The 509-nt window shown below is 31.2% G+C and carries 2 pseudogenes; both read right to left on the bottom strand.

The features are described from left to right. A pseudogene (locus tag AC1DTM_RS31385) lies at nt 1-140 on the bottom strand (penicillin-binding protein); the annotation flags it as partial. A gap of 111 nt (nt 141-251) precedes the next feature. Next, nucleotides 252-509, bottom strand: a pseudogene (locus AC1DTM_RS31380) (MFS transporter); the annotation flags it as partial.

Here is a 509-nt window from a genome sequence, read left to right as displayed (position 1 = left end):
CATTCACTTCGGTTAGCATATCCAAATGAATTTTCATAGATAATATCATCATCTTTTTTTATTAAGACTACCCCAGAAAAATCTATATTTTGATGTATTTCTTTTACAATTTTCTCTATTTGATCTTTTGTTTTTATCATAATAACCACCCTTGTTTATCAGTATTGTTCTTTCTCCTTATTATTTTTCCATATATAGGGGAAAGAAACCTCCTATTCACCCCCTTAAGTTTTAAATAAAAACCAAGGGAACTATTTCGATTTTATTGATTCAGCGGAATATACCTTAGACTGCGATGGTAATAAAGTAGACACGCATAATAGGATAGTAATAAGTAGCATTACCAATACTCCTACAATGACTACAATTTGTATAGAAGTGAATTGAGTTGCAATGCCGAACAGAATCGTTATAAAAATTGTTAAAACAGCTATAACGAGCCCGTATATACTCCCGATTCGTCCCATCATATGAACCGGAACGTTATTTTGATAAAATGTGTAAAATCC

It is taken from the genome of Bacillus sp. P4_D3 (assembly GCF_056401855.1).
Note: the sequence above shows the minus strand (reverse complement) of the source record. Positions and strands in the feature narration are given on the sequence as shown.